General features: G+C 62.2%; 20 protein-coding genes. 17 read left to right on the top strand and 3 right to left on the bottom strand.

The features are described 5' to 3' along the window. From H6979_12525 to H6979_12500, 6 genes are all read left to right on the top strand, one after another. Complete coding sequence (locus tag H6979_12525; protein ID MCP5140669.1) at positions 1–1,599, top strand: hypothetical protein; 1,599 nt, start codon at positions 1–3, stop codon at positions 1,597–1,599. Then, positions 1,586–2,212 (top strand): hypothetical protein, encoded by a 627-nt coding sequence (locus tag H6979_12520; protein ID MCP5140668.1) that lies wholly within the window; start codon positions 1,586–1,588, stop codon positions 2,210–2,212. Before H6979_12525 ends, H6979_12520 begins: the two co-directional genes overlap by 14 nt. Positions 2,213–2,214: 2 nt before the next feature. Continuing rightward, the gene (locus H6979_12515) at positions 2,215–2,655 is read left to right on the top strand and encodes a hypothetical protein (protein ID MCP5140667.1); all 441 of its coding nucleotides are present in this window, start codon (positions 2,215–2,217) and stop codon (positions 2,653–2,655) included. Between the two features lie 9 nt (positions 2,656–2,664). Continuing rightward, entirely contained in the window at positions 2,665–4,104 is a 1,440-nt protein-coding gene (locus H6979_12510; protein ID MCP5140666.1) for a hypothetical protein, read from the top strand. 50 nt (positions 4,105–4,154) lie between these two features. Beyond that, positions 4,155–4,892 carry a hypothetical protein gene (locus tag H6979_12505; GenBank protein ID MCP5140665.1) on the top strand — a complete coding sequence of 246 codons (738 nt, stop codon included), beginning with the start codon at positions 4,155–4,157 and terminating at the stop codon, positions 4,890–4,892. Positions 4,893–5,020: 128 nt separating this feature from the next. Further along, positions 5,021–5,629, top strand: a complete 609-nt coding sequence (locus H6979_12500) for a prepilin-type N-terminal cleavage/methylation domain-containing protein (GenBank protein ID MCP5140664.1) — start codon at positions 5,021–5,023, stop codon at positions 5,627–5,629. Positions 5,630–5,722: 93 nt separating this feature from the next. Here the strand turns inward: H6979_12500 and H6979_12495 are convergent, their stop codons facing one another. After that, entirely contained in the window at positions 5,723–6,742 is a 1,020-nt protein-coding gene (locus H6979_12495) for an NADP-dependent oxidoreductase (protein ID MCP5140663.1), read from the bottom strand. Positions 6,743–6,925: 183 nt separating this feature from the next. On the opposite strand from H6979_12495, the gene H6979_12490 reads away from it, so the two are divergent. Together H6979_12490 and H6979_12485 are read left to right on the top strand one after the other, a co-directional pair. Then, positions 6,926–7,804 carry a DUF1838 family protein gene (locus H6979_12490; protein MCP5140662.1) on the top strand — a complete coding sequence of 293 codons (879 nt, stop codon included), beginning with the start codon at positions 6,926–6,928 and terminating at the stop codon, positions 7,802–7,804. Positions 7,805–7,886: 82 nt separating this feature from the next. Beyond that, a complete protein-coding gene (locus H6979_12485) occupies positions 7,887–8,900 on the top strand; it encodes a hypothetical protein (GenBank protein MCP5140661.1) in 1,014 nt (337 codons plus the stop codon). Positions 8,901–8,975: 75 nt separating this feature from the next. On the opposite strand, the gene H6979_12480 is transcribed toward H6979_12485, so the two are convergent. Further along, a complete protein-coding gene (locus tag H6979_12480; GenBank protein MCP5140660.1) occupies positions 8,976–9,623 on the bottom strand; it encodes a glutathione S-transferase in 648 nt (215 codons plus the stop codon). Positions 9,624–9,757: 134 nt separating this feature from the next. Here H6979_12480 and H6979_12475 point away from each other — a divergent pair, with 134 nt between their 5' ends. The 9 genes from H6979_12475 (at position 9,758) to H6979_12435 (ending at position 22,366) form a co-directional block, all read left to right on the top strand. Continuing rightward, positions 9,758–10,798, top strand: coding sequence for an LLM class flavin-dependent oxidoreductase (locus tag H6979_12475; GenBank protein ID MCP5140659.1), 1,041 nt, complete (start codon positions 9,758–9,760; stop codon positions 10,796–10,798). Between the two features lie 114 nt (positions 10,799–10,912). Continuing rightward, the gene (locus H6979_12470; GenBank protein ID MCP5140658.1) at positions 10,913–12,403 is read left to right on the top strand and encodes a hypothetical protein; all 1,491 of its coding nucleotides are present in this window, start codon (positions 10,913–10,915) and stop codon (positions 12,401–12,403) included. Positions 12,404–12,479: 76 nt separating this feature from the next. After that, positions 12,480–13,613 carry a hypothetical protein gene (locus H6979_12465; protein ID MCP5140657.1) on the top strand — a complete coding sequence of 378 codons (1,134 nt, stop codon included), beginning with the start codon at positions 12,480–12,482 and terminating at the stop codon, positions 13,611–13,613. Between the two features lie 118 nt (positions 13,614–13,731). Continuing rightward, positions 13,732–13,947: a hypothetical protein gene (locus H6979_12460; GenBank protein ID MCP5140656.1), complete on the top strand. Its 216-nt coding sequence runs from the start codon at positions 13,732–13,734 to the stop codon at positions 13,945–13,947. A 230-nt stretch (positions 13,948–14,177) separates the two neighbouring features. Continuing rightward, positions 14,178–16,574, top strand: coding sequence for a PAS domain S-box protein (locus tag H6979_12455; GenBank protein MCP5140655.1), 2,397 nt, complete (start codon positions 14,178–14,180; stop codon positions 16,572–16,574). Next, the gene (locus H6979_12450; protein MCP5140654.1) at positions 16,571–19,369 is read left to right on the top strand and encodes a PAS domain S-box protein; all 2,799 of its coding nucleotides are present in this window, start codon (positions 16,571–16,573) and stop codon (positions 19,367–19,369) included. The genes H6979_12455 and H6979_12450 overlap by 4 nt, the downstream gene beginning before the upstream one ends. Before the next feature lie 26 nt (positions 19,370–19,395). Further along, entirely contained in the window at positions 19,396–20,613 is a 1,218-nt protein-coding gene (locus H6979_12445; protein MCP5140653.1) for an HDOD domain-containing protein, read from the top strand. Next, positions 20,610–21,749 (top strand): response regulator, encoded by a 1,140-nt coding sequence (locus tag H6979_12440; protein MCP5140652.1) that lies wholly within the window; start codon positions 20,610–20,612, stop codon positions 21,747–21,749. Before H6979_12445 ends, H6979_12440 begins: the two co-directional genes overlap by 4 nt. An 11-nt stretch (positions 21,750–21,760) precedes the next feature. Then, positions 21,761–22,366, top strand: coding sequence for a response regulator (locus tag H6979_12435; protein MCP5140651.1), 606 nt, complete (start codon positions 21,761–21,763; stop codon positions 22,364–22,366). Between the two features lie 68 nt (positions 22,367–22,434). Here H6979_12435 and H6979_12430 read toward each other — a convergent pair. Then, a partial coding sequence (locus H6979_12430) for a glucosidase (protein ID MCP5140650.1) occupies positions 22,435–24,712 on the bottom strand: 2,278 nt, incomplete at its 5' end.

Raw genomic sequence — 24,712 nt, 5'->3', positions numbered from 1 at the left:
ATGCGCGTACAACACGTCATTCATCTCGGCATCGACAGCGGTGTGCTGTACACCTGGCATGGTGACAGCTACATGCCGGTTGCCAGCTACTCACCGGTTTCCGGAGAGCCTTCCAGGCTGCTCGCCTTCCTGCGCCAGAATGGCGGAACCATCTACATCATCGCCGACGTACTCGAGGAGGTGTACAGCCGGGACCGGATTGCCAGGCTTGGCCGACGCGACCGGAAAGCCATGCTCGAACGCAAACTCGCGCGCGCTTTTCCACGCACCGAGTTCAGCACGGCAACGGTGCAGGGCCGAGCGACCGACAGCACACAGGGGCAGGATGTCCTGTTCAGCGCGCTGACCAAACCGGACCATCTCCGCACGCTTATCGAACAGCTGACCGCTGCGAAGCTGCCGGTCGCCGGGATCTGCAGCCCGGCCCTGCTGAGTCTGACCGTCCTCGAAAAGCTGCAAACAAAGACCGCCGGCTGCACAGCCGCTGCATTGCTGGTCACGCGCGATCAGGAAGGACGCCTGCGTCTGGCCTTTTTCCGCGACCGCAAGCTGATCAGCAGCCGCCTGCTGCGAAAGTCGCTGTCGGCGCGTCCGGGTGACATGCTCCACCTGCTGCGCCAGCTCGATGAAAGCGTGCGCTACTTCGACCCCAGCTTCATCGTCAGCGCAACCAACCCCCTCGATGTGTTTCTGCTCGGTGAACCGGCAGCGGCGCAAAAAAATGCAGCTGCAGCTGGCGGCGGGCACGAAGGCTTTCATCTGCATCCGGCAAGCCTGGACAGCGTAACGGCCGAGCTCGGCATCGGGGCAGAGCTGCGTCCCGGCCAGGCCGATCTGCTGTTCATTGAAACCCTGCGCCGCCACGCGCCTGCCGCAAATTACCTGCCCACCGGTGGACGACAATATTTCCATCTGGGGCAGGTCCGGAAATACGCGCAGGCGGCTTGTCTGGTGCTCGGCACCACGGCACTCCTCGCCGGCACCTGGAATGGCCTGTCGCTCCTCGATACCAGGATGGAAACACGCGAGGTCAGCAACTCGCTCGACACCGTGACTGCGGGCGTGCAGACCCACTCCGAATATCAGGCTTACAGCGGTATGGATCCGCTGCAGATGCGCGAGGTCGTCAGCGCCTGGCAGGCGCTCGTAGCCAACCGTACCGAGCCGCGGGAGATCTTCGAACTGGTCAGCCGCGCGGTAGATCGGCAGCCCCGACTGCAGATCGACGCCATAGGCTGGTCGCCGCTCGCGGCCTTCAATCCTGCCCCGGACGAGGGCAGCGAAGCACCAACAGACGCGGAGACAGAATCCGGAGACGATGCAGGCACCGGCATGCCGGCTGTGGGCCGGATCCGCATCACGGTGCGCGGACGTATCGAGCCCTTCGACCGCAGTTACCCTCTGGCCTTTGCCGAAGTTGAAAGCTTCATGAACAGCCTGCGCGCAGACCCGCGGGTGACCTCGGTAAACGCCCGGCAACAGCCGCTGGACATCCGGCCCACCTCAACGCTGAGCGGTGAGGTTTCCCGTGAGGACAAGGCCGGGGAAGCCACTTTCGCCATCGATATCGTCATGAGGACCGGCAATGACAAGGCCTGACCCTGACTGGAGATTTCTGCGTGAGGGCATGCTGCTGCCGGCACTCTGCCTGCTGGCCGGAGCGGCGCTGTGGGGCACCACCACGGTATATCGCACGCGCCTGGACAACACGCTGGAGGCGGAACGTCAGGAACTGGCCAGCATCGAGCAGGAGCGCAGGGAACTGATCAGCCGGCGCGAGGCGCGCGAGCAGTTTTCAGCCATTTATCGCCAGCTGACCGGGAACGGCATCGTTGGCCCCGACCAGCGGCTGCAGTGGGTGCAGGCACTCCGCAACAGCGCCGCGACACTTGGCTTGCCCTACCTGCGTTACACGACCGGGCCGCAGGAAGTTTTTGCAGCGCCGTATCTCGTGGCTGGCATCAGCGCCCCGGTATTCGACACCCCGATGGACCTGCAGCTCGGCCTCGTCCATGAAGCGGATCTGCTGAGACTGCTGGACAAACTCGGGGACGCACCGGGCCTGTTCCACGTACGTTCCTGCAATATCGAGCGCCTGGAGCGCAACGCTCCGCCGGAAAGCGATCAAGCCAATCTCAGCGGCAGCTGCGAGCTGGTCTGGTTTTCGATCCCGTCCGGCACCAGCCTCGCGGCTGTCAACCACGGAGAGTGATGATGAGCAGCAGCTACCCCTGTATTTCCGCACGCCACCGCACGCTGTTGCCAGTCCTGTCAGCGCTCGGCCTGGTGGCCTGCAACATGCTCGCTGGCAGCCAGCCGGCTGTTGCACTCGATCAGCAGATGTCGCCCGGCCTGGGCCGCCTGTTCATGACCGACGAAGAGCGACGTGCGCTGGATGCCGCGCGGCCGTCGATTCATCCTGGCAATCCTGATGCAGCGGCCAGTGCGCCGATTGGCGGCCGGGTGGTGCTGAACGGCATACTGAAACGCAGTGACGGGCCGCCGATGGTCTGGATAAACGGCCGCGCCGCATCCAGCAAGGACTCACCGGTGCAGGTCCGTCGTGGGCCTGACACGCAGAATACGGTAACGCTGCTGGACACTGCCGACGGCCGCAGCGTGAGGCTCAAACCGGGCCAGAGCTGGACCCCCTGACGCACGCCCGTGCGCAGCATCGCCGCCATTCCTGCACGTGACCGGCAACAGGGTGCCGCCCTGCTGCTCATGCTGCTGTTGCTGGTACTGGGCGCCGTCGTGCTTTTTTCGCGCAACATCAGTGGCCAGCTGGCTTCAGCCTCGCGCACCGCGAAAAACGCTGCCGCCCTCGCCGATGCCAAGGAAGCCCTGCTCGGCTACGTCGTCACACACGATGCAACTCACCCCGGAAAATACGGCTTTCTGCCCTGTCCGGATATCGATGCCACCGGCAGCACCGCCGAAGGTGAAGCCCACGAAACAAACTGCGGCGCCCGCTATCGCAACATGCTGGGCCGCTTTCCGTGGCGGACGATTGGCATCGACCCCGGTCGCGGCAAAGGCAGCGAATGTCTCTGGTATGCGGTATCTGGCACATGGAAAGCCGCCGCTGCGAATGAACCCGAGCTGCTGAACACGGACTCCAGTGGCCAGTTCCGCGTGCTTGCCGCTGATGGCAGCACACTGATTGCCGGGGTTACCGCAGGTGAGCGGCCGGTTGCGGTCATCATCGCGCCGGGGCCGCCGATCACCGGACAGACCCGCGCCACAATCGCCAGCGGCGTCGAGCAATGCGGTGGCAGTTACGTTGCGTCACGTTATCTCGACAATGATGCCGCCTCCGGCATCAACAACAGCACTGTGAGCAATGCTGCCGATGCCATCGACGATTTCATTGCTGCCGATCCGGGCGGTACTGCGGTCAACGACCAGATGATCTTCATCACGCGCGGCGAAATCGAGGATCGCCTCATGCGCCGCGCCGACGTGACCGCGCAGCTCACCGCGCTGACCAGCGCGGCAGCCCGATGCATTGCCGACTACGGCAAGCGCAATCCGGGCGGCGCGGCCGACCCCAGACTGCCCTGGCCCGCACCGGTGGATCTGGCCGAATACCGGAGCGCACCGCAGTACAACGACACGCCGGTCGGAGAACTGAGCGGCCGCGTAGCCAACATCGTCAACGATTCCAACAGCCGCACGGGCAATGGTTCAACCGGTGTCCTCAGCGCCTGCAATACCGCCACCGTTCCCGAATGGACGCCCACGATGGCTGCGCTCTGGCAGCACTGGAAAGACCACCTGTTCTACGCCGTCGCGATGGACTTCCAGCCAAACGCCACACCGGTCACGAGCTGCACGACCTGCCTCCGTGTGAACGGTACGGGCGCGTATGCGGCCATCGTGATGTTTTCCGGCAGCCGGCTTGCGGCACTTGACCAGATTCGCGATGAGCCGCCGATGAATGCCGACACACGCAGCGATATCAGCAACTATCTGGAAGGTCGCAACGCGAGCAACCACCCGAATGTCGCCGGCAACGGCAACTACCAGTCCGGCGCCGTCAACAGCAGCTTCAACGACATCCTGTTCTGTATCGACGCCACCCTGAGTGTCACCTCATGCTGAACCCCACACATTGCAAGGCTTCCCTCTCATCTCCGCAACGGGGCTTCAGCTTGCTCGAACTGTCCATCGTGCTGCTGATCGTGGGATTGCTGCTCGGCGGACTGATCATGCCGCTCAGTGCACGCATGGATCAGCAACGTATCGATACCACGAGGAAGCAGCTCGAAGATATCCGCGAGGCACTGATAGGCTATGCGCTCGCTCACGATGCCCTGCCCTGTCCGGCCACACCGGCCAGCAACGGACAGGCATCAGCTACGGCAAACGGTTGCACGCGCCAGCATGGATTTGTACCGGCCGCGACGCTGGGGCTGCCAGGCTCACGAAACGCCGATCAATTGCTGCTCGATGCATGGGGCGATCCGATCCGCTACTCCGTCAGCAACAGCGATGCTGACAGCGACGGCAACTGGGACTTTGTCCGGCCTGGCGAGATGCGCAACGTCACACTGGCGAATCTCGCACCCAGTCTGGATGTCTGCAGCACCGCAGCCGGATCGTCCGCGACCGCCTGCGCAAGCGGTGCGATCATCACGGCAACTGCTCCGGCGGTGCTGCTGTCGCTGGGCAAGGACTTTGCAACGCCAGGTTCTGCCGACGAACAGGAAAATGTCGGCGCAACTCTCGGCGGCGGGCCATCCGGCCGCAGCTACCCTGTCGCCAGCGACGAGGTATTCGTCAGCCATACCATGAGCACCGCAACAGGCAGCAGTTTTGACGATCTTGTGACGTGGATCGCACCCGGCACCCTGTATGGCCAGATGGTCAGCGCCGGCAGGTTGCCCTGAGGTCGCGGCAATTAAGTGAAACTGTGACCCGTTTGACAGAACGACCGGAAGCGGTCGCGCACAATCAACCCGGAATTCGTGAATTAACCCCGGAGCCGCGGGCTTCGTTGCATATCCAGGAGTCGACTATGGTCAGGCATTCCCGTCAGCGGGGTTTTACCCTGGTGGAGATCGCAATCGTTCTCGTCATTATCGGCTTGCTGATCGGCGGTGTGCTGAAAGGGCAGGAGATGATCACCAACGCCAAGGTGAGCAAGGTCGAGAACGACTACAAGGGCATTACCGCGGCCATCCTCGCCTATCAGGACCGCTACGGCGTGCTGCCGGGTGACGACCCCTCGGCCTCGAGCCGCTTTCCCGGCACCTGGAGCGCTGCGGACAACGGCAACGGCAACGGCGTCATCGCCGGCAACTGGAACAGCACTAACAATACCAACGAGTCGCGCCTGATCTGGAAGCACCTGCGCGGCGCCGGCTTTCTCAAGGGGCCCGTCGATGCCACTGCGGCAAGTTACCAGCAGCCTGCCCACGCCTTTGGCGGCCTGATCGGTTTCGAACAGAACCTCTACAACATGAGCGGGCATGTAATCGTGTTCGGTACGCTGCCGGGCGACGTCGTGCAGATTCTTGAAGCACGCGGCGACGATGGCAACCCGAGCAGCGGCTCCATACAGGGCAACGCCACTGCCACCACCTATGCGATAAACACCAACTACAACCTGGCCTACAGTTTCTAGGACCGGAAAGGCACACGAAAGCGGGGCTGCGCAGGGATGCGCAGCCCCTTTTTCATGCAGCGAAAAATTGCGGTCTGATGCCGATCGCCTGTTTCAGGGCTGCGTGACCTCATCGCCCAGCACGACGATGGACTTGCCCAGATTCTCACCGCGCATGAGGCGCGCAAAGTGCACGCCGGTAGCGCCAATACCGATGGCCCGATCCTCCCGATAACGTATCCGGCCGTCCGCGATCCGCGGCGCAACGAAATCGACAAACTGCGTGCGACGGTCTTCAAAATCCGTGACCACAAGACCCTTCATCACTGCGCGCCTGACGATCGGCAGCGCAAGATCCAGCGGCTTTGAGCGGGATGGATCGTTGTAGCGCTCCATCAGGCCACAGAGGATCACCGTGCCGTAGTTCTTCAGCACCGTGAAGGCATCAGCCAGCATCTGGCCACCGACATTGTCGTGGTAGATATCAGCACCGCCAGGCAGTACCGCGGCCAGCGCTCCCGGAAAATCCGCAGACCGGTAATTGACACAGGCGCTGAAACCCAGTTCGCGTACAAAGGTGCATTTTTCATCAGACCCGGCGATGCCGACCGCGACTGCCCCCCGCTGCATCGCGATCTGTCCGACCATCGAACCCACCGGACCCAGCGCAGCTGAAACCAGTACCACCTGACCGGGTTGAACGTCTGCGAGCTCCACCATGCTTGCCCAGGCCGTGAGTCCCGGCATGCCGAGGACGCCGAGCCAGGTCGACAGGGGTGCGCGGCTTTTCGCCAGCACCTCCGTCTGCTCGCCTGATGACAGCGCGTACTCCTGCCAGCCACCGAAATGCCGCACATAGTCGCCCTCGCGGTAGGCGGGGTTTCGCGAGCGCAATACCTGGCCCACAGTCTCGGCCATCGGCATGCCTCCGGCACCCAGCGGTTGCCGGCTGCCCAGGTGGCGACCGGCGATCGCCGAGCGTTGATAGGGATCCAGCGAGAGGTAAACGTGCCTGACCAGCAGTTCACCGGGGCCGGGCTCGGGAACCGGCCCTTCCTGCACACGGAAATCGTCGGCAACCGGCACGCCGGACAATGGCCGGGTGAGTACGACCTGATGATTCTTCTGCTGCATAGGAGCGGGATCTTAACCCGGCACGTCGCCCGCACACCGGTCACTGCCGGCTAATGGCCACTCGGGGACGCCGTACTGCGCCGGTCTGTTCCGCTAAACTGCATCGACTGCTGGCGGAAACCGCGCACAACAGCGAATCTGCAGCAAATCATCCCGGTCCATTTTCCCCGAGGAGCCCAGACCATGGCCGTCATTCCGTTTGAGACAAAAATCGATTTCATGAATCCCCGGTGGAACCGGGACAGCTGGGCCCGTATCCAGGGCGACCTGGATTCCGAGAAGCAACGCTTCAGCCACTGCAGCGGTGTGATCCTTGGCGTAAAGCCCGGTGAAGCACTCAAGCCGCTGCTTGGCTTCCAGACCTTTCTTGCCACGCGACTGGTACCGCTGCCCGATGGCAACATCCGCCGCCTGAACAAGGAAGTCATCTTCTATACCAATCTCAACCGGCTCAATCAGCCTGGCGACATCATCGAGGAGTACAAGAATCCGTACACCAATGAAACCGTCAAGGTCGTGCATGCCATCAACGACCCGTTCAACTACACGATCAGCGACACGCTGATCCTCGCGCCGGAGGATTTCCCGGGCGACCGCAGCAAGCTGCCGAAGATCCCGCTGATCTTCCCCTGGCAGAAGCTCAACGACGAGACGCTGGTGCTGTCCACCGACATGCACCTCAACTATCCGAATCCGCTGCAGCCGGACAAGTGGCCGCGCGAGTCCGCCGGGCCGAAGGCGCAGGTCTCGGAGATGATGCGTTACTTTGTCTCGATCAAGGACCTGGAAAACCCGAAACTCACTGCCGTCCCCTACCAGGGCACCTGGCACCGCGTCTCCCCGTGGCTGCCGTTCATGCTGATGGGACAGACGCCCGGCCACTGCATGTACGCCTCGACCATGGTCGGCTTCGACTCCGCCGACAAGCTGCCGAAGCACGTGCGCGAATATGCGGAAAAGAACTGCCCGCACATGCTGAACGCGCCGACCGAAGACTACGGCCCGAGCCATTCCAGCCTCGAGCACTACGCACGCGAGCAAAAGCCGGCGCCGGCCCTCTGAGCCCGGGCAGCTTTGTTCGCACACAACCAGGGGCGCCGGAGCGATTACCGCTCCGGCACCCCATCAAGCGGAGCAGGCACGCATGGATCACAAACAGGGCATCACCGCACTGATATTGCTGGGTCTCGCTGTCATCAGCGGTTGCAGCACGACCGAGCCCGCCAGCACACCGGTTGCCAGGCAGCAGCCAGTGGTTGATCCGCAGCTCGCCAAAGGCCGGCAGCAGCTGGTCGATGCCCTCGATGCCGCCTGGATCCGCGTCGTCGCCAGCGGCAAGGACCGCGAAATCTACAAGTCGATGCCGCCCTCGAAGCCGGGCGCGGCGAGCAGCTACATGGTCACGCTGGCGGACTGTCTGCCCTCTCCCGAGGTGGCACCGTTTCCGGACCGGCCGGTCGGCCTGCTGAAAGAGATACTCGAGCGTGGCGTGATCCGCCAGGTCGTGCAAAAGACCACCGACACGCCCAATGACACCTCGTTCTACTTCTCGGCGGCCACCGATGCGCTGTTCGAGGCGATGCTGGTCGAGTTGCGCAACCACTACAAGGTCGACCTGAAGGTCGAGAATGTGGTGATGCCCCCGGGGCCACTGCCGTCGACCTCACTGCTGGTCGATGGCCGGGCGGATATCATCAGCCAGCTCAACGCGACGGGCGGCGAAACCCAGGGCATGCGCCGGCGTACGTCGCGACGCTTCACCTGCACGATGAGCGCCATCAGCCAGTACCTGCATATCCCGGAAAACTCGGCGCTTGCGAGCGAGATCAACAGCATCGATGACCTTTATGCGCGCGAGGGGCTGCGCATCTGCGCCGGTCCGCTGGCCACGCAGACGGCGCGCGCGTTTTTCCCGCAACACAAGGTCTCGACCAAATACATGAACGACCTCAGCGGCTGCGTGAAAGATACCCAGGCCGGCAAGTTTGACCTGATCTTCAATCCCCTGCCGGACCTGGGAATTGCCGGCATCAAGGGCTTCAAGTCGGTCAATACCTGGATCGTGGCGGGTACACCGCTGTGGGTAGCTCGCGAAGATATCGTCTGCCCGTCGGACGACAATCCGCGCACCGAAGACCTGTGCTCGACGATCGAATAAAAAGGTAAAAAGGGGTAAAAAGGTGTCAGATTTATTTTCCAGTTTTCCAGCGCGGAAAAATAAATCTGACACCTTTTAAATGGGTAGCGGCACCAGCGGCACTGCCGGAATACCCTGCAGGCGCGGCATCGGCCAGAAGTGCGGCAGCGCTTCGATGCGCCTGCACCAGGCCAGCACATTGCCGAAGGGCCGCGTGTCCACGCCGCCTTCTGCGGCCAGCAGGATATATGGATAGCAGGCGATATCGGCAACGGTGGCATGTTCCAGGGCCAGCCATTCGCGGTCGGCCAGATGGTCATCCATGATGCGCAGCGTCCGGTAACCGAGCCTGACACCCTGCATGTAATCGAAGGGCCAGTTGAGCAGTTTTACCGCGCGGGGTATTGCCAGGCCATTCTGGATTTCATTTGCCGACACCGACAGCCAGCGCATCACCAGCGCCAGCGACAGCGGGTCAAGCGGCGCCCAGTCGTGCTGCACAGGGTCGCCGTACTGCCCGGCCAGATACAGCATGATCGCGTGCGAATCGGTGAGCACGATGTCGCCATCGACCAGCACCGGCACCTGCCCGAAACGGTTACGTGCCAGGAACTCGACGCCCAGCTGCTCATTGCGCCGCAGATCCACCGGCCGCGTCTGATAGGGCTGACCCATCAGGCGCAGCAGCAGCTCCACCTTGTAGGAGTTGCCGGAGCCTTGCGAGGAATAGAGGGTAAGGTTCATTGGTGCTGGCCACAGTATAGCCAAACATCAGTCCGGATCATCCGCCTGTTGACCGAACACGAATCGGCACCGGTTGAGTTATTGCCTGCCGGCGGGCACCCTACACGCCCCGCAATACCAGGTCGGACGTTGTCATGCAGATCGATATCATCCTTGAGCCGGATCTGAGCCCGGCACAGGTCGCCGAACTGGCGGTCGCCGCGGAGAACCACGGTTTTCGCACCCTCTGGCACTCGAACTATCACCAGAACCCGGACGCCTTCGTGGCCCTGGTGCCAGCGGCACTGGCGACGAAGAAAATCCGCCTCGGCGTGCTGGCAGTCAGCCCCTACGAGATGCACCCGCTGAAGATCGCCAACGCGACACAGACACTGAACGAGATCAGCAACGGGCGCACCGTGGTCGCGATTGGCGGCGGCGGCTCAGTGATGGGCGCGATCGGCCGCAAGATGGACCCGAAAGCCAACCACATGCTGCAAAGCGTGCGCGAAGCGGTGGATATCGTCACTGCCGTAACCTCGGGCAAACTGGTGATGAACTATGCCGGCCAGGAGTTCCAGCTCAGCCGGCCGCTCAAGAACGGCTGGGCCAAGGCCGCACGGCCGGGAATCTTCACCTGCGCGACCGGACCAAAGATGCTGCATCTGGCCGGCGAGATCGCCGACGGCACGCAGATGAGCGACGTCACACCGGAGAAGATCGACCATCACATGGAACACCTGCGCGCCGGCCTCGCCGCACGCAAGACGCCGGCCGCCGATTTCCGCATCGGCAATTTCTGGGCCTGGCATATCAAGGCTGACCGCGAGAAATCCATGTACGAGGCGCGTCGCGAGCTGGTCTTCCGTGGCGAGTTGCTGCCGCCAAAGTACGACATGCTGCCCTACGTGACGCCAGACGAGCGCCAGCTGGTCATCGACAAGTGGCAGAACTTCGCCAAGGCCTTCTGGACCCGTACCGGCAAGATCGATGACGTACCGGAATCGATCGTCAACCGCCTGATCGCTGCCTGCTCCTCGGCCGGCGATCTCGGCGACATCGATCTGCAGATCGAACGTTTCCGCGTCTTCGAGAAGGCCGGTCTGACCGAACTGTCGATCCGCCTGTTCGACGAGCCGATGGCCGGCCTGAAGATCGTCGCCGAGCACGTGCTGCCGAAATTCGAGCGCGCCTGAGCAAATACCGGACGCGACCGACACGCCGATATGCATCCACTTCATTCTTGTGCCGGCGCTCACGGATCACGCCGTTCCTGTAGGATCAGCACAAGCGCTGCCGGGGGGATATCCATGCGCCTGCTGAAGAAACTGCTGATCGGGCTGACCGGCGTTGCCGCTCTCACGGCTGGCGGCGGCTATGCCAGCTACAAGTACATGAACCGCACGCCGGCGCAGCTGGTGTCGCCGAACTACTACGACTACTACCTCAGTCAGGACACGGTGCCTGAAGGCCGGACGGGAATCTTCATCTCCAGCCTGATCATGCCGGAGGACTACCGGATCGAGGATTACTTCCTGCTGGCGCAGAAGGCCCGGCAATACATCCCGTGGCCGGTCAGCATCCCGTGGATCGCCGACCGCGGCGTACTGCTGCTCGATCCGGCCCGACCCTACGAGTTCGAGCAGTTCAAACCGGAACGCCTGGTCGATGCCTGGGGCCGCGACACCGATCTCGACGGCCTCCCCTATGTCGACAAACTGCATGCGGGCGAGATCGAATGGGTGCCGCCCAACCCCCGTCTGCATCTCGATCACGGCTACTTCCTGCTGACCACGCGCCAGGAGGGCATGCCGACGGTGTCGGCGAAGCTCGCAACAAAGGCGCTCACCTACTACCACGGCATCGGCATCAAGGGACACAAGATCCCGCACGAGGCCGGCATGCGTGCGATCGTCGAGCCGGCGATGCGGGAGATCCAGGCCCGTTACGGCCCCATCGAGTGGCGCTGGGTAACCGCCGACAATTTCGGGCTGGCCCGTCAGGCCATGCATGAGCTGCTCGATGCCGGTGTGGACACGGTGATCCTTGCAGCCCCTGCACCGATCTATTCGCACCACGAAGAATTCAACGGCAGCATCCGCCACGCCATGCACTACATCCATGAGTGGCAGGAAGATCACGGGCACAAACCGATCAAGGTGATCATCCAGCCCCAGCTCGGCAATTTTCCCGTGCTGCGCCAGACCTGGGTGAACATGTTGCGCGACCGGCTCGACCAGCTCCCGGGAGGGTCTGCGGTGAAGGTCGTCATGTCGATACACGGCATGGCCTGGGACCGGGTACCGAATGAAGCGTGGATCCAGCTGGCACCGGCCTACCGGGACACCACCCTGCAAGACCTCAAGGCCCTGCTCGATACCTATGATTTCAGCCGCCGGGAAATCGTGCTCGGCCAGGATCATTTTGCGGACCCGGTCAACAACCCGGACGGCAAGTACCTGTCCACCAACAAGGCCTTCAAGGACGGCATCCGCGACAAGTTCGACTACGTCATCAATATCCCCATCGAGTTCTTCGCGGAAAACACCGACACGCTGTTCTCGCATGCGATGTTCAACTTCGAGGACATACCGGGCTACGACCGCTACGAGCAGGTGGATTATCCGGACTGGACGGTGCCCTACGTCCGTGAATATGTCGTCGATGGTACCCATGTGATCTACAACGGCGTGCCGGTGGGCAGGTACAACGAGCCGATCATTGCGGCCTTCGTGCAGGCGCTCGATACGGTTCTTGACAAGGCGCCGGAACGGACGGCGATGCGTCTGGCACAGCCGTAGCGGTCGCCGGAACAGGTCTGCCGGGTTACAGTAGCCGCCGCGCGGCGCCCGCCGTGCGTTGGGGGAGAACAGAGACATGCCAGCCGATAAACCAACCGCTCTTGTTGCGGCCCTGCTGCTGGGCTGCATCGGTGTATTGGCCATCATGGCCGGACCGATCATCACCGAGGCCCTCGTCGCCGGACTCGGCATCGAGCCGGGTGTGGCCGGGCAGATCTTTGCCGCCGAAGCCCTGGGTACCGCGCTGGGACCGGTGGCCGCGGCCTTCTGGATGCCGCGCGTCAAGTGGCGTACCGCGGCCATCGTCGCGATCCTCGTGGTGATTGCCGGCAACGTGGTCTCGAGCTATCTGGACTCGACAGCTGCGCTGGCGGCGCTGCGATTTGCAGTCGGCTTTTTCGGCGAAGGCACGGCCTTTGCACTCGCCATCGCCATCGTCAGCAGCACCACACAGAAGGATCGCAACTTTGCCTTCCTGATTGCGGCCCAGGTCGTGCTGGGCGTGCTGTGCTTCCTGCTGCTGCCGATGCCGAGAGATGCCGGCGTCGGCGGCGTGCTGTTGCCGCTGGCCGGACTCGCCTTCCTTGCCCTGTTCACCGTTGGCTGGATACCGCAACCCACCGGGGCAACCGGCCATCATGCCGGCGGCAGCGACGCAAATGCTTCTGCCCTGCCGGCATTCATTGCGCTGGCCGTGATGCTGATCTGGTGTACCGGCCTCGGCGCGATCTGGGCCTTTGTCAAACTGATCGGCACCTCGGCCGGTATCGAAGCACCGCGGGTTGGCATCGCGCTGGGAATTTCCACCGGTGTGGCCACCGTCGGGGCACTCACCGCCTCGTGGCTCGCGGACCGTATCGGGCGAATCATTCCGGTCACCGTTGCGCTGCTGGTACAGGTGGTCATGATCGCCCTGTTGCAGGGCGAAATGAGCTTCCTGCAGTTCATGCTTACTGCCGCCGTATTCCAGATTTTCTGGAACCTCAACGGACCCTACATCATGGGCACCATCGCGCTCAGCGACACAACCGGTCGCGTCAGCCTGCTGATTCCCACCGCCCAGATCGGCGGTTTCTTCCTCGGCCCGGTCATCGCCGGGTCGATGCTGACCCCGGGAGCCGGTTACGGGCCAGCCAATACCCTGGCGATCGCCTGCTGCCTGCTGGCCCTGGCGATCTTCATCCCGGTGGCCATGCGCCTCAAGCGCTGAACAAGCCGGCGCGTCACTCGGAACGGGGGGCGTCATGACGCCCCCTCTTGACTTCAATACGATTTGAAATATTGTTCGCCCCGAACCGGGCCGCAGCCCTGAGACAGGACCCTGCAAGATGAGCAAGCGCGAAGCAGAATCACCCGAATTGAGCTGGGAGAGCCCGGAAGAAGCGACCGACGCCGACGACGCCGGCGGCGAGTTCAACGGCGGTCCCACCGGCGCTGCCGTCCGGCTGGGCTTCCACCTGGAGGCTGCGCGCAAGATCGAACAGGCGCGTGAAAGCCGCATGCTGCGCGCGGCCATCGAGGACTTCGACGACTACGTCGTCTGACGCATAGCACCACCCGGGCTCGTCTGCGGGTCCATCACGGGACTGATTCCGGCCCTGTGCCTCATCCGCCATTCCCGGCGTGATACCCGTCCACCGATCTGTGAACTGGCGCATAACTTAATCCCGGCCGTTGCCGATACTTGAAGCGATCCAGGAGAGATCCCGGTGAGTTTTGGCTGGCGCTGCCTTGACGCCGGCATGGGCCAGTGCAAGCGGGGATGCGCCAGACAATGAGTTTCAGCGAGATCATCAGCTTTGGTACCGCACCGGGGATTGAAGCCGTCCCGATCTACGAGGGTTCCATCGGCTGGCTGGCCACCAGCATCGGCCTGCTGGCCGCGCTGTCGCTGTTACCGACCATGGAGCGGGTCGCGGCTTCACGCACTGCCGAGGCACGCAATTCCTGGATACTCGCCGGCGCGGCATCCATGGCCATCGGCGTGTGCGCCATGCTCTATAGTTCCTTCTTCGGCATGACCATGCCGATTCCGGTCCGGCTCGATATCGTCCGGGTCCTGGCGGCACCGCTGCCCGGCATCCTCGCTTTCATGTTCATGATCGATCTCGTTGGCGTTCAGTCGGTCAACGGGTGGCGCCTGCATCTCGCCGCCCTGCTGTGTTCCTGCGGGCTGAGTGGCATGCACTATGCCGTATTGCTGTCGCTCGGTCTCAACGCCACCCTGGTGATTGACATCGGTACGCTGCTTGTCCCGCTGGCAATCGGCTATGCGGGCACGATGGTCGGTCTTTACGCCTATTTCGGCCTGGCCGGTACGCGCACCAATTCACTGCTGCGCAAGCTGCTCGGCTCGGCCCTGATCACTTTCAGCACCGTCGGCAATCATTTTTCGGCGATGGGACAAACCCATTTCTTCACGCGGCAGTCGCTGGGCACCTATACCGCACTGATGCACCCCGACAGCCTGCCGGTGATCGTGATGCTGGTATCCGTGATCGTGGGCATACTGTGGATCGGCAGCATGGTGGACGCGCGACTGTCCAGCGCAATCCTCGCCACGGAAGAAAGCGAGGAACGCAGCCGGGCGATCATCAACAGCATGCTGGATTCCCACATCACTGCTGACAGCGATGGATTGATCCTTAGCATAAATCCAGCCGCCGAACGCCTGTTCGGCTATACGCAGGCTGAGGCCTATGGCCAACCGGTCACCTTGCTGATCGCACCCAAGCACCATGCGGCAGTCAATATCGAAACCATGCACGCTGTCATCAACCAGCCTGGCGGGATGGTGGGCGTGACACGGCAATATGACGATGCCGGCCTGCACAAAGACGGCAGGACATTTCCGGTGGAAGTCGTGATCAGCGGCGTGAGCACAAGCCGCGGCATTTACTTCAGCGCCATCGTTCATGACCTGACTTCAACACGGGCTGCAGAGGCGGAGCTGAAGCTGCTCAGTGCGGCGGTGGAAAATGCCAGTGACGCTGTGTGCATCACTGCCAGGAATGGGCTCATCGAGTATGTCAACTCGGCAATGGAAAAACGTCTGTCACAGCCGCGCAGCACAATGATCGGCAAGACGATCGCATACTTTCAGAAAACCATCAGCGGTGACGCCCAACTGGCACAGATTTCCGCTTCGTTTATGGAAGGCCAACGAAGCTGGGCCGGGGCCGTGATCAGTGAGCTGCCCGACGGACGTCGACTGCACGACGATTTTCTCGTAACCCCCTTGGTCAAGCCGGATGGCGAACTTACACACTACGTCACCACCTGGCGCGACATCTCCGCGAAGCTGGAGATGGAGCAGCAGCTGCTGCGCGGCCAGAAGCTTGAAGCGGTCGGCCAGCTCGCGGCCGGCATCGCCCACGAGATCAATACCCCGACACAGTACGTCGGCGACAACATCCGCTTCCTCAAGGAGTCGTTCGGCGACGTCGGCATCTTGCTCAAGACACTCAAGGCGCTCACCGAGAGCGCCGTTGAAGGCGCAATCCCTTCAGCCGAGCTCAGCAAGGCACTTGAGTCGGCCGACACCGACTACCTGCTCACCGAGATCCCCACCGCCATCAGCCAGTCGCTCGATGGCGTCACGCGCGTTGCCAACATCGTCCGCGCCATGAAGGACTTCTCCCATCCGGCCACCGAGCGCACCCCGCTCGATGTCAACCGTGCCATGGCCAGCACCGCCACCGTTGCCTCCAACGAGTGGAAGTATGTCGCTGAACTCGTCACCGACTTCGACCCCGAGCTGCCCCAGGTCCCGGTCATGCCCGGTGACTTCAACCAGGTCATCCTCAACATGATCGTCAATGCCGCACACGCCATCGGCGATGTGGTCGGCGACGGCGCCAATGGCCGCGGCACCATCACCCTCCGCACCCGCAAGGACGGCAACTGTGCCGAGATCTCCATCAGCGATACCGGCTGCGGCATGACCCCCGAGGTGGCCGCCCGTATCTTCGATCCCTTCTTCACCACCAAGGGGGTCGGCAAGGGCACCGGACAGGGACTCGCCATCACCCACAACGTCATCGTCGACAAGCACGGTGGCACCATCAGCGTCGAGTCCGCACCCGGCCAAGGCACCACCTTCATCATCCGCCTGCCTCTCGCCGTGCCGGATGCCGATGCGTCCTCCGACAGCGACAGCGAGGCCGCATGAGCACCTCCCTCGCAAATATCAACATGCCCGCGAAAACGCACAAGCGGGGCTTTGGCATACGTTTCAAGACCATGGCCATAGCCAGCGTACTGACTTTCAACGCAGTCGCGGTGGGAGGCCTTCTGGTTTACCACGGCGCAAAGCTCGGACTGCTGGCTACCCAGCGCACCTTGCTGAGCCGCGAGGCACAGTCGGCAGAAAAGATGTTCGCCCGGAACCTGGATACCCTGCGTCGCGATACCTTGCTCATAGCCACCTTGCCGGCCATCACCGAATTCACCAGTACCGAGTGTACGGCCGCCATAGATGTTGATCTGCGCCGCTGCTACAACCGCGCGACACAGGTTCTTGTTGCCCTGATGCGTGCCAGGACGACTTACCACCAGATCGGAATCATCGGCAACGATGGCCGTGAGGTCATGCGCGTACACAGCGATGGCGAGTATCCCGCCGCCGTTCCGGACACGGCGCTGCACGATCTGCGCGCAACGCCATCGTTCAGGGCCGGGACCATGCTTGCGGAAGACCAGACCTGGCTCTCTGATGGTTGGAATGAACAGAAGGCGGCAACACCCGGGCCCACGCGACGCACCCTCATCCGCGCCGTGACGCCGCTTTATGCCGGTGACGGGACACGGTTCGGACTTGCCTTTGTAGACATGGACCTCGCCCCCCTCGGTCAGTCGATGGACAACGAGACCGGACAGGCAATCAGGCCGTATGTCAGTAGCAGAGACGGCACCATCCTGCTCAACCCCGGCGACCAGGAAAGTCTCGCGAGCATGGGACAGCGGTTTCCGGAGCTTGTCCTGCCAGAGCTTTCGGCCAGCAAGGCAAGCACCATCCTCACGCCAGACCACCATGGCGCACTGCAGGTACTGGCCAATGCAGACGTAGCACTGGAACCCGCGAAGCCCGAACGGTTCCTGCACATCACACTGGCGACGCCCGAGGCCGTGATTGCCGCAGCCATCCAGCCCAGCTGGCTGGAGATACTCGGCACTTTTGTGGCGGCCGGACTGCTGACCCTGCCGATCGTCTTTCTCGCCACCGGAAAGGTGGTGCGCCCGCTCTTGCGCATGAACACTGCGGTCAGGGCATACCAGCATGGACAGCAACTGGATACGCTGCCCGTCGAAAATACGGATGAAATCGGTGAACTGGCTCGCGCATTTTCCGGTCTGGTCCAGAATCTGGCCAGCAGCGAAGCACGGCACCGCGCGATCATTGAAACCATGCAGGACGCACACATCGTCGCCGACAGCCAGCGACGCATCGTGGGATTCAACCCGGCTGCGGAAAGGATCTTCGGCTATATGGCCAGCGAGGTTCTTGGCACCTCGGTCAGTGCGCTGCTGCCGACGCGTTCCCAGGCCAAACACGTCAAGGACTATCTGCGGTACCAGACCGGTGAGGACACTGACATGCTGGGGCAGGTACGCGAGGTACGAGCCCGCCGGAAATCCGGGGAAATCTTCCCGGTTGAATTGATGCTCGATACCTTCACGGTAGATGGCGAACAGCTGTTCGGCGCCGTCATACGTGACATCAGCGCGCGCAAGAAGGCTGAAGAACGCCTGCTGCATCTCGCAGCAGCCGTCGAATCAGCTCAGGAATGCATGGAGATCCTGACGCCGACCGGAGAGATCATCTATATCAATCCGACCTACGAACGTACCCACAACTGCACACTGGCTGCAGTGAAAGGCAAACGTCCGGAAACACTCCGTGAATTCGACGCAAGCGACGGCCAGATAGACGCCATGGAGGCTGCGGCACGTGGTGGCCTGAAGTGGCATGGCGTACTGACAAGCCGCGACAATGAGGGCACGGTATTCGTTGAAGACGTGAGCGTCTCGCCAATCCGGAACAGTGACGGAAAACTCAGCGCATTTGTCGTGGTCAAGCGCGACATCTCCGCGAAGCTGGAGATGGAGCAGCAGCTGCTGCGCGGCCAGAAGCTTGAAGCGGTCGGCCAGCTCGCGGCCGGCATCGCCCACGAGATCAATACCCCGACACAGTACGTCGGCGACAACATCCGCTTCCTCAAGGAGTCGTTCGGCGACGTCGGCATCTTGCTCAAGACACTCAAGGCGCTCACCGAGAGCGCCGTTGAAGGCGCAATCCCTTCAGCCGAGCTCAGCAAGGCACTTGAGTCGGCCGACACCGACTACCTGCTCACCGAGATCCCCACCGCCATCAGCCAGTCGCTCGATGGCGTCACGCGCGTTGCCAACATCGTCCGCGCCATGAAGGACTTCTCCCATCCGGCCACCGAGCGCACCCCGCTCGATGTCAACCGTGCCATGGCCAGCACCGCCACCGTTGCCTCCAACGAGTGGAAGTATGTCGCTGAACTCGTCACCGACTTCGACCCCGAGCTGCCCCAGGTCCCGGTCATGCCCGGTGACTTCAACCAGGTCATCCTCAACATGATCGTCAATGCCGCACACGCCATCGGCGATGTGGTCGGCGACGGCGCCAATGGCCGCGGCACCATCACCCTCCGCACCCGCAAGGACGGCAACTGTGCCGAGATCTCCATCAGCGATACCGGCTGCGGCATGACCCCCGAGGTGGCCGCCCGTATCTTCGATCCCTTCTTCACCACCAAGGGGGTCGGCAAGGGCACCGGACAGGGACTCGCCATCACCCACAACGTCATCGTCGACAAGCACGGTGGCACCATCAGCGTCGAGTCCGCACCCGGCCAAGGCACCACCTTCATCATCCGCCTGCCTCTCGCCGTGCCGGATGCCGATGCGTCCTCCGACAGCGACAGCGAGGCCGCATGAGCAGACCAGCCATGGAGAAGCAACGCATGACTCGTATACTTTTTGTCGACGATGAGCCCAATATTCGCGAGGGCATGCGTCGCATGTTGCGCAGCATGCGCAACGAATGGGATATGGAATTTGCCGAAAGCGGCGAAGCCGCACTCGACGTCATGGCTGAGTGGCGCAGTGCGCAAAAGCCCTTCGACGTCGTGGTCTCCGACATGCGCATGCCCGGCATGGATGGTGCCGACCTGCTGGCCCGCGTAAAGGAGATCTCGCCGGACAGTGTGCGACTGATTCTCTCCGGGCATTCTGATACCGCTTCGATCATGAAAACGGTAGGCAACGCCCACCAGTACCTCAACAAACCCTGTGACCCGGAGCTGCTCAAGCGCACCATCAAGCGCGCCTTTGCATTGCGCACATTGCTGCAGGATGAGCATCTGCAGAAAATAGTCGGCGAAATCGGCAGCCTGCCCAGCTTGCCGGTGGTCTACCGGGAAGTCATGGCGAGCCTGCAGAAACCCAATGCCTCACTGGCTGATGTAGGCAAGGTCATCGGCAAAGACGTGGCCATGACCGCCACGCTGCTCAAACTGGTGAGTTCGGCTTTCTTCGGCCTGTCGAAGCCGGTCAACACGGTAGAGCGTGCCGTGGCTTTCCTGGGCCTGGACACGCTGATCACGCTGGTGCTGGCCCAGGGGATCTTCAAGGAATCGCCGCCGATCAACGTACCTGGCTTCAGTATCGAGAAACTCTGGCAACACAGTCTGGCGACGGCCAGTGCCGCGCGAATCATCGCCGGCCAGCAGGGCTGCGACAAGGCGGAACTCGACGATGCCTTTCTGGCCGGAATGCTGCACGACGTCGGCAAGCTGGTTCTTGCCCAGTCCATGCCCGAGCAGTTTGGCGAAGTACTGGCTACGGCACGCGACAATAGTGCCATCCACGCCGAACGGGAAGTCCTGCAGACCACGCACGCGGATATCGGCGCCTACCTGCTCGGCTTGTGGGGACTCACCGATGCAGTGGTTGAGTCGGTGGCGTTCCATGAACGCGCCGGCGATGCAGTAACCGGGGGAATCGGACTGCCGGCCATCGTGCATGCTGCCGACCGCCTGGTACATTTTCCGGAGCAAACGGACGCCGATTGCAAGGAACTCGGACTTGATACCCGTTGCCTCACGGAGTTCGGCATGCGCGAAAGGTGGCCGGTATGGCAATCGGCATGGTCAGCACATCTCCATGGAGCTGCCGAATGACAGCCAGGGTCCTGTTTGTCGACGATGAGCCCAACGTCCTCGAGGGCTTCAGACGTCAGCTGCGCAAGCACGTGGCGATCGACACCGCCACCAGCGCTGAAGAGGGGCTGAAGATGCTCGCCGCCAACGGCCCCTATGCGGTTGTCGTTTCCGACATGCGCATGCCACAGATGAACGGCTCGCAATTCCTGACCAGGGTGCGGGCTGTCAGCCCCGATTCCGTACGGATGATCCTGTCCGGCCAGGCAGATATGGAATCGACCATCGCGGCAGTCAACGAAGGACACATCTTCCGTTTCCTGACCAAGCCCTGCTCGGGCGAGCATCTGGTCGATGCGGTTGACTCTGCGCTGCGACAGTACGCACTGGTCCATGCCGAAAAAGAGCTGCTGGAAAAAACCTTGAGCGGCGCGGTAGGCGTGCTTACGGAAATACTCGGCATGACAAACCCCGGTGCCTACAGCCGGGCAGCGCGGATCCAGCGCTACGCGGAGGCGCTGGTCCATGCGCTTGGCCTGCCCATGCCCTGGGAGCTCAAACTCGCCAGCATGCTGTCCCAGCTCGGCTGTGTCGCGCTGCCGGCCGACACGCTGGCCAAGGTCTATGCCGGCCAAACCCTCTCGCCCGATGAACAGACGATGTACGCCACGCATCCTGCACTTGCCGGCAAGCTGCTGGCCGGCGTACCCAGACTCGAAGCCGTTGCCGAAATCGTCGCCGCTCAGGACGCGCACCAGGCACTGGACAAGATGCCGGCAGAGCTGTCCGCCTGGGATGCGACCTCGCTCAGCAAATTGCTGCTGCGTACCGCCAGTGAACTTGATCAGATGCTCTCCAGCGGCAGCAAACCGCAGGAAGCCGTCGGGGCACTGCGGGCGCCGGAATACGAGCTGCCAAAAAGCGTACTGGAAGCCCTGCGAAACATACCCCTGGAGCGGGCAAAAGCGGTAACCCGCGTGCTCGAACTGCGCCAGCTGGAGCCGGGAATGGTCCTGGACCAGGACGTGATGAGCAGCAAGGGAATCCGTCTGGTACCCAATGGCCAGGAAGTGACCCGCACCATGCTGGAACGGCTGCACAGTGTCGCGGCGGGCGTCGGCATCATTGAACCGCTGCGTGTAGTCGTCTGCCTGTAGGAACGAACACAATGAATGCATCACCAGAGAAGATCATGAACAGCCCGGCCAGATTACCCGCCGTACTGTTGCTCGACGATGAGCCAAACGTCACGGCAGGACTGAAACGTGCCCTGCACGGTGATCCGTGGAAAATCCACACGGCAGCAACCGTTGGCGGTGCGTTTGACATTCTGGCGCGCGAACCGGTGGACGTCATCGTCTCCGATGAACGCATGCCCGGCATGTCCGGATCGCAGTTCCTGACCGAGGTACGCAAGAAGTATCCGAATACGATCCGCATGATCCTGTCCGGGCAGGCGGATCTTGAAGCCGCAGTCCGCGCGATCAACGAGGGAGAGGTCTACCGTTTCCTGCTCAAGCCGTGCAATCCGGCCGAGCTGCGCATCACCATCCGTCAGGCACTCGAGCACAAGCAACTGGTTGAGCTGAGCTGCAAACTGCTGCGTGAGTATGAGAAAAAGCAGGCCCTGCTGGATGAACTCGAGCGGGCCAACCCCGGCATCACCCTGATCGAGACCGACGAAAGCGGTGCGATCTGCCTGGACGAAGAGGATGAGGAACTTGCCATCGACCTCGCCGATCTGCTCAAGGAGATGCAGACCCACGTCGGCTAGGATCGCGGCGGACTCGCGGCTAAAGCCGCTCCTGCCGGGCGCGTCGTAGGAGCGGCTTCAGCCGCGATTCAGCCGGTCGGGCGACGGGGCTGCAGGAGCTTGGCAATCAGCGCCGTCCAGCCGGTCTGGTGCGAGGCACCCACACCGCGGCCGGTATCGCCGTGGAAGTATTCGTAAAACTGCAGATGGTCGCGAAAATGCGCATCGGTCTGCATGCGCGCGTCATGGCCATATACCGGGCGCTTGCCGTCCGGACCCTTGAGAAAAATCCGCGCCAGCCGGCGCGTCAGTTCCTCTGATACCTCCTTGATCGTCATGTAGTTGCCCGATCCGGTCGGACACTCCACCTTGAAGTCGTCACCGTAGTAATAGTGAAACTTCTGCAGCGACTCGATGATGAGAAAGTTCACCGGAAACCAGATCGGCCCGCGCCAGTTCGAGTTGCCGCCAAAAAAGCCCGTATCCGACTCCGCCGGCTGATAGGCAACCACAAGTCTGTCGCCGTTCACGTCGAACTCGTAGGGATGTTCCGCGTGGAAGCGCGACAGCGCCCGTACACCGAACTCCGACAGAAACTCGGTCTCATCGAGCATGCGCCGGAGCAGCTGTTTCATGCGCTGGCCGCGCAACAGTGACAGCAGACGTCTCTCGCCCTTGCCGCCCACATCCCAGTGCGAGACCAGCGCGGCGAGATCAGGACGGTAGTTCAGGAACCACTCCAGCCGCCGGGCAAAGCCGGGCAGCTTCTCCAGCATGTCCGCATCGATGGTCTCCACGGCAAACAGCGGGATCAGGCCGACCATCGAGCGGACCTTGAGGCGTTCCATCCTGCCGTCAGGCATATGCAGGACGTCATAGAAGAACTTGTCTTCGTCATCCCACAGCCCGAGCTCACCTTCGCCCATGCTGGTCATGGCTTCGGCGATACTCAGAAAATGCTCGAAGAATTTCGTCGCGATATCCTCGTAGACGTTGTTATGCCGGGCAAGCTCAAGCGCGATGCGCATCATGTTCAGCGAGTACATTGCCATCCAGCTCGTACCATCGGACTGGTCGATGAAGCCGCCAGTCGGCAGTTCCGAGCTGCGGTCGAATACGCCGATGTTGTCGAGACCGAGGAAGCCGCCCTGGAAGACGTTACGGCCATCGGTGTCCTTGCGGTTCACCCACCAGGTGAAATTGAGCAGCAGCTTGTGGAATACGCGCTCGAGAAATGGCAGGTCGCCCCTGCCGCCGCGCTGCACCCGGTCGATCTGGAACACCCGCCATGCCGCCCAGGCATGCACGGGCGGATTGACATCGCCAAAGGCCCACTCATAGGCCGGTATCTGCCCGTTCGGGTGCATGTACCACTCACGGGTCAGCAACACGAGCTGGCGCTTGGCAAAGCCCGGATCGATCAGCGCAAAGGGCAGCATGTGGAAGGCCAGATCCCAGGCCGCGTACCAGGGATATTCCCACTTGTCCGGCATCGAGATGATGTCGGCATTGTTGAGGTGCTGCCATTCCCAGTTGCGTCCATGCCGGCGACTCGAAGGCGGCGGCGGTTGTGCCGGATCACCCTTCAGCCATTGCGGCACATCGTAGTAGTAGAACTGCTTGGACCAGATCAGACCGGCAAAGGCCTGACGCTGGATGGCGCGCGCATCATCGTCCTCCAGGCCGAGCTGTATGCGTGCATAGAAGCTGTCGGCTTCCGCCTTGCGCTCGGCAAGGATGGCGGAGAAATCCCGGAAAGGCAGCGAGACCGGCTGCCGGCACAGGCGCAGCCGCACCTCGACGCTGCCCTGCGCCGGCACGGTAAAACGGTGCCAGGCTGCAAACTTTGTGCCGGTACGGGCCGGATTCACGGCATCTTTTGCACCCCCGATCACACGCTCGTGAAAGCCGTCCTTGAAGTAGCCAGACACGTCAAGGCCATCGAGCTTGCGGAAGTTGGTGTCGTTGTCGGTAAAGAGCAGCTCCGGCTCGCCATCGACATAGAGCCGGCAAGTACCCAGCTCGGCGTGCTCGGCAAATAGCTCGTTTTCATCGGCGTGCCAAATGCGCGGCCGCACGCTGTGCTCCTGCCAGCTCCAGGTATTCCTGAACCACAACTGCGGCAGGATGTGCAGCGGCGCGGCATCAGCACCGCGATTGACGGCAGTGATGCGCATCAGGATGTCTTCAGGCGCCGCCTGCGCGTACTCGACGGACACATCGAAGTAGCGATCGTTGTCGAACACACCGGTGTCCATCAGCTCGTACTCGGGCTGCGACGCGCCGCGCTGATGGTTTTCGCTGACAAGTTGCGCATAAGGAAATGCGGTCTGCGGATACTTGTAGAGCATGCGCAGATACGAGTGC

The organism is Chromatiales bacterium (genome assembly GCA_024234935.1).
Lineage (GTDB): Bacteria > Pseudomonadota > Gammaproteobacteria > Steroidobacterales.
The sequence above is the reverse complement of the archived record's forward strand: the minus strand, read 5'-3'. Positions and strand labels throughout refer to the sequence as shown.

Coding starts and splice junctions, on each gene's coding strand:
- H6979_12460 (MCP5140656.1), top strand. CDS start 13,732: ATGAGCAAGCGCGAAGCAGAATCACCCGAATTGAGCTGGGAGAGCCCG.
- H6979_12500 (MCP5140664.1), top strand. CDS start 5,021: ATGGTCAGGCATTCCCGTCAGCGGGGTTTTACCCTGGTGGAGATCGCA.
- H6979_12440 (MCP5140652.1), top strand. CDS start 20,610: ATGACAGCCAGGGTCCTGTTTGTCGACGATGAGCCCAACGTCCTCGAG.
- H6979_12480 (MCP5140660.1), bottom strand. CDS start 9,623: ATGAACCTTACCCTCTATTCCTCGCAAGGCTCCGGCAACTCCTACAAG.
- H6979_12520 (MCP5140668.1), top strand. CDS start 1,586: ATGACAAGGCCTGACCCTGACTGGAGATTTCTGCGTGAGGGCATGCTG.
- H6979_12450 (MCP5140654.1), top strand. CDS start 16,571: ATGAGCACCTCCCTCGCAAATATCAACATGCCCGCGAAAACGCACAAG.
- H6979_12485 (MCP5140661.1), top strand. CDS start 7,887: ATGGATCACAAACAGGGCATCACCGCACTGATATTGCTGGGTCTCGCT.
- H6979_12490 (MCP5140662.1), top strand. CDS start 6,926: ATGGCCGTCATTCCGTTTGAGACAAAAATCGATTTCATGAATCCCCGG.
- H6979_12470 (MCP5140658.1), top strand. CDS start 10,913: ATGCGCCTGCTGAAGAAACTGCTGATCGGGCTGACCGGCGTTGCCGCT.
- H6979_12475 (MCP5140659.1), top strand. CDS start 9,758: ATGCAGATCGATATCATCCTTGAGCCGGATCTGAGCCCGGCACAGGTC.
- H6979_12435 (MCP5140651.1), top strand. CDS start 21,761: ATGAATGCATCACCAGAGAAGATCATGAACAGCCCGGCCAGATTACCC.
- H6979_12465 (MCP5140657.1), top strand. CDS start 12,480: ATGCCAGCCGATAAACCAACCGCTCTTGTTGCGGCCCTGCTGCTGGGC.
- H6979_12455 (MCP5140655.1), top strand. CDS start 14,178: ATGAGTTTCAGCGAGATCATCAGCTTTGGTACCGCACCGGGGATTGAA.
- H6979_12525 (MCP5140669.1), top strand. CDS start 1: ATGCGCGTACAACACGTCATTCATCTCGGCATCGACAGCGGTGTGCTG.
- H6979_12445 (MCP5140653.1), top strand. CDS start 19,396: ATGACTCGTATACTTTTTGTCGACGATGAGCCCAATATTCGCGAGGGC.
- H6979_12515 (MCP5140667.1), top strand. CDS start 2,215: ATGAGCAGCAGCTACCCCTGTATTTCCGCACGCCACCGCACGCTGTTG.
- H6979_12495 (MCP5140663.1), bottom strand. CDS start 6,742: ATGCAGCAGAAGAATCATCAGGTCGTACTCACCCGGCCATTGTCCGGC.